Raw genomic sequence first — 4,696 nt, forward strand, 5'->3', positions numbered from 1 at the left:
CAGCTGCGACAGTCAGGCACCGGACGCAGCTTTAAAGGTGATCTCATGATCGGAATTATCGGCATCATCGTGATTTTCGTGATGGTTTTCGGTGGCTACGTGTCGGCCGGCGGCAAGCTGGGCATTATCCTGCACGCGCTGCCGCATGAGTTCATCATCATCGGCGGCGCCGCCGTCGGGGCGTTTGTGATCAGCAACGATTTTTCGTCGATCAAGCACACGATCAAAGCCGTGGGAATGGTTTTTCGCGGCCCGAAATGGAAGCCCGCCGATTACCGCGATCTTCTGTGCCTGCTGTTCGAACTGATCCGACTGGCGCGGCAAAATCCCGTCGGCCTTGAAGAACATATCGAATCCCCGCGCGAGTCCGCCATTTTCGGGCGCTATCCCAAGATCCAGTCCGACCGCGAATCCGTGGACCTGATCTGTGACACGCTACGCTCGGTCTCGATGAATTACGACGATCCGCATCAGGTCGAGGAAGTTCTCGAAAAACGGATGGAGGCCAGTCTGCATCACGCGCTGCACGCCAGTCATGCCTTGCAAACGGTTGCCGATGGTCTTCCGGCGCTGGGGATCGTCGCCGCCGTTCTTGGGGTGATCAAGACCATGGGCTCGATCGACCAGCCGCCGGAAATTCTGGGCAAACTGATCGGTGGCGCGCTTGTCGGGACGTTTCTGGGCGTGTTTCTGGCCTATGGTCTGGTCGGACCGTTCGCGGCGAAAGTCAAAACCGTGATCGAGGAAGACGGCCATTTCTACCAACTGATCCGCGAGGTTCTGGTGGCCAATCTTTACAATCACGCCGCCAATATCTGTATCGAGGTCGGCCGCCAAAACACCCCCAGCCACAATCGCCCCAGCTTTTCCGAATTGGAAGACGCGTTGAAAGCAACGAAGGACGCTGCGTGAGGCTGGTCGCGCTGATCCTGCTCGCCCTGTTCGCGGCGGCGCCCGCTGGCGCGGAAACCATCGCCGTGCGGTCCGGCGAACATGATGGGTTCTCCCGTCTGGTTCTGAATTTTCCGCGTACGACTGACTGGGATCTCAGTCGCACGGATACCGGCTATCATCTGGCCATTGACCGCACTGATGTCGATTTCGACCTGTCACAAGTGTTCCGCTATATTCCGCGCGACCGTTTGCAGGAAATTATGCTCTCTCCCGAAGGCGGGATCGATCTGACTCTTGGTTGCGATTGCCATGTCGAAACTCAGATGTTGGCGGGCGGAAAGCTGGTCCTCGACATCACTGACGGCGCGGATGAAAGCGCTGTGCAGAAGCCGCCTGAAAATACAGTGCCGACACTGCCGATCGTCATTGACCGCCCCGGCTTTTGGTCCCTCCCGGATGGACACACGGAAATGTCTTCCGGGCCCGCTGTGGTCACTGCCGCACCGCCCCCTCAGCATGAGGAAACGGCCGAGCTGCGCGACATGTTGGTAAAACAGTTGGGCCGCACCGGGTCGCAGGGGCTGGTTCAGGTGACGCTGCCTGAAGCCGCTCAAGAAACACGAACGGTCGCAGGGGTTTCCGAAAACCCCGTAAAAATTCCACCCGAGCCGCCCGTCCCCACCACGCCGGGAATCGCCATCCGGACCAGCAAGGATGAGGCAGCAAGGACCACTGGCCGAAACCCGCCGCCTGTAATCGAAGCTGAATGTTTGTCCGACGACATGTTTCGGTTTTCCGATTGGCTGGATGGTGACGCGGCAGATGCCATCGCAAAGGCGCGGGCATCGTTGATCGGGGAATTCGACCAAGTGGACGGTGGCGCGGCGCTGCGACTGGTGCGGGTCTATCTCGCGCTTGGTTTCGGCGCTGAAGCACGGGCGGTGGCCGCACAATTCGGTGACGACCTTGATGACAGGCGCGTCTTGATCGCACTGGCGCGAATATTGGACGGCGACCCGCCCGACCTATACAACCCGTTCCTGACGCAGCTGGAATGTGATGGCCCGGTTGCCCTGTGGGCGGTCTTGGCCCATCCGGACTTGCCAACATTTCCGCCGGTCAACACTGGCGCCGTGGTGACGGCATTTTCCGAACTGCCGCTGAATTTACGCCGCCATCTGGTTGCCCCCCTGTCGCAGCGGTTCGTCGCGCAGGGTGATACGGAGACCGCAACCAGGCTGCAAAACGCGGTGGCCCGCGCCGATGGTCCCCATGGCGCCGGACTGGAACGCGCGCGCGCCGATCTGGATCTGGCCGAGGGCCGCGCCGAACACGCAGAGGAAAACCTGAAGACCCTGTCGTCTGATTACCCGGTCTCTACGGCCGAGGCGTTATTGACGCGGCTCGCCTCGCAAGTCGAGCGCGGGTTGGCGCCGAGTTTGGATGATTTGCTAGCGATTGACGCCTTTGCAAATGACTATCGCGCCCTTGATCTGACCCAAAAGGCGCAAAACGTCATGGCTTTGGGATACGCGCTGGCCGGACATTTCCCCGAGGCAATCGCCCGATTGAATGTTGGTGGCGCCAGTGATCGGGTTGCTATCCTATTGGCGACCAAGGCGGAGGATCTGGCTTTTTTAAGGGAGGCAGAAACGTTGCGCCGCCCCGAATTCGCGCAGTCCCTGTCGCCCAACGCACAGCTTGCGCTAGGTCAGCGATATCTTGCGCTGGGGTTCTTAAGTGATGCCGAGGACATGTTGATGGGGCTTGCGGCAGATCACGAGCCTGAGACGCGGGTTTTGTTGGCGGAAATCGCACTGCGATCAGGCGACGCAAAAACGGCCTTGCGACGGCTAGCTGGCGTTGCTTCGCCGAATGCTGATGTGGTTCGGGGGCGGGCCAGTCTGGACCTCGGCGATCCCGATACTGCGACAGCCAGTTTTCGTCGGGCAGGGGATGTTTCCAAACTGGCTTTCTCCGCTTGGTTGGCCAAAGATTGGCCGCTTGTGGCTGAGGTCGGGGATGAGGCCGAAAAGCCGTTCGCGGGTTTGAAACTTGAAATCCGTTCTGATGGCAGTGTCGGCTATAAAACGATCGCAGGCGCGCAAGCACGTTTGGCGCAGGCCACCGCATCGCGGACGGTCATTGAAAACTTGGTCTCGACCGTTCAGATTGCGCCAGCTTGGTAACCAATCATCAACCCTGAAAGCCTAGCGTGAACCTATCCATGCGGGAGGTGCCAGAACGGCACGAGGTTCATGATTCTTCGACTGTTTTTCACAGTAATGACGACTGCGACATTGGCGATGGCATGCCCCGCGCGGGTCAATGCCGACGCCTCTGTCCTGTGCGAAACAGCCGCCCGCAAAGTGGCGGCGGAAACCGGCGTGCCCGTTTCAGTTCTGGCGGCGATTTCCCTGACTGAGACCGGGCGCAAACAAGACGGCGCCATGCGCCCCTGGCCCTGGACGGTCAATATGGAGGGCAAGGGCGTCTGGTTCGAAACAGCCGAGGCCGCCGAAGCCTATGTGCTGAAGAATTACCAGCGCGGGGCGCGCAGCTTTGATGTCGGCTGTTTTCAACTGAATTATCGGTGGCATGGCAAGAATTTCGCCTCGATCCACGAAATGTTCCAACCCGAGACCAACGCGCGATATGCGGCGAAATTCCTGACCGAGTTGTTTCAGGAAAAAGGTGATTGGAGCACGGCCGCAGGCGCCTATCATTCCCGAACCAAGCAATATGCGGATCGCTATCGCCAGCGGTTTGACAGGTTTCGCACGGCTGCGCTGAACGACACCCCGCCGCGCGCCATGGCCAAAGAAAATGACCGCGCGGCAAAGCCCTCGAACCGGTTTCCATTGCTGGTGCGTTCCGAGGCGGCGGGCCGCATGGGGTCGCTTGTCCCTTTGGGGCGCGCGTCAGTCCGCAGCCTATTTGATCCGAATCCGGGGCAGGGCTAATGCCGAACCTGACCCTGCGCGACCTGTTCCGCCCGACCATCTTGCTGGCGTTGGCATTGATGGCGGTGATCGTCATGATGATCCTGCCGGTCCCGGCCTTTGTTCTGGACATGGGGCTGGCGGTGTCTTTCGCGCTGGCGATCCTGATTTTCACAGTCACGCTGTTCATCGAGCGGCCACTGGATTTTTCGGCGTTTCCGACCGTGCTGTTGGCGACCTTAATGTTGCGGCTGTCGCTGAACGTGTCCTCGACCAAGCTGATCATCGGTCAGGGTCACACCGGCACGCACGCGGCAGGCGATGTGATTCACGGGTTCGCCCAGTTCGTGATGGGTGGGAATATCCTGATCGGCCTTGTGGTTTTCGGTGTGCTTTTGATCGTCAATTTCGTCGTCATCACCAAGGGCGCCGCGCGGATGGCCGAAGTCGGCGCCCGCTTTGCGCTGGACGCGATGCCGGGCAAACAGCTGGCCATAGACAGCGACATGTCCGCTGGCGCGATCGACCACGCCGAGGCCAAGGCTCGCCGCGAACGCGAGCAGGCCGAAACGACGTTTTTCGGGTCGCTGGACGGGGCGTCGAAATTCGTCAAAGGCGATGCGGTTGCGGGCCTTTTGATCACGTTGCTGAACCTGATCATGGGGCTGGTGATCGGCGTCACCCTGCACGATATGCCATTGGGTCATGCCTTTGAAACCTATGCGATTTTGACGGTCGGCGATGGGCTGGTCAGCCAGATTCCGGCGGTCATTATCTCGATCGCATCGGCGTTGTTGCTGGCCCGGGGTGGCGCAACCGGGGCCGCTGATCTGGCGCTGATCGGACAGTTGGGCCGCTAC

The 4,696-nt window shown here is 60.1% G+C and carries 4 protein-coding genes; all 4 read left to right on the forward strand.

Features of this window, described 5'->3' with window-relative positions; translation table 11 throughout:
• Positions 1–45 precede the first annotated feature (45 nt).
• Positions 46–912: a flagellar motor stator protein MotA gene (gene motA / locus ABYW26_RS10775; RefSeq protein ID WP_372604856.1), complete on the forward strand. Its 867-nt coding sequence runs from the start codon at positions 46–48 to the stop codon at positions 910–912.
• The gene (locus tag ABYW26_RS10780; protein ID WP_372604857.1) at positions 909–3,083 is read left to right on the forward strand and encodes a tetratricopeptide repeat protein; all 2,175 of its coding nucleotides are present in this window, start codon (positions 909–911) and stop codon (positions 3,081–3,083) included. The genes motA and ABYW26_RS10780 overlap by 4 nt, the downstream gene beginning before the upstream one ends.
• Before the next feature lie 198 nt (positions 3,084–3,281).
• Positions 3,282–3,857, forward strand: coding sequence for a transglycosylase SLT domain-containing protein (locus tag ABYW26_RS10785; RefSeq protein ID WP_372604858.1), 576 nt, complete (start codon positions 3,282–3,284; stop codon positions 3,855–3,857).
• Positions 3,857–4,696, forward strand: an 840-nt coding sequence (locus tag ABYW26_RS10790) for an FHIPEP family type III secretion protein (protein ID WP_372604859.1), incomplete at its 3' end; no start/stop codon positions are given. The genes ABYW26_RS10785 and ABYW26_RS10790, both read left to right, overlap by 1 nt.

Source organism: Actibacterium sp. (assembly GCF_041584535.1).
GTDB lineage: Bacteria > Pseudomonadota > Alphaproteobacteria > Rhodobacterales > Rhodobacteraceae > Actibacterium_D.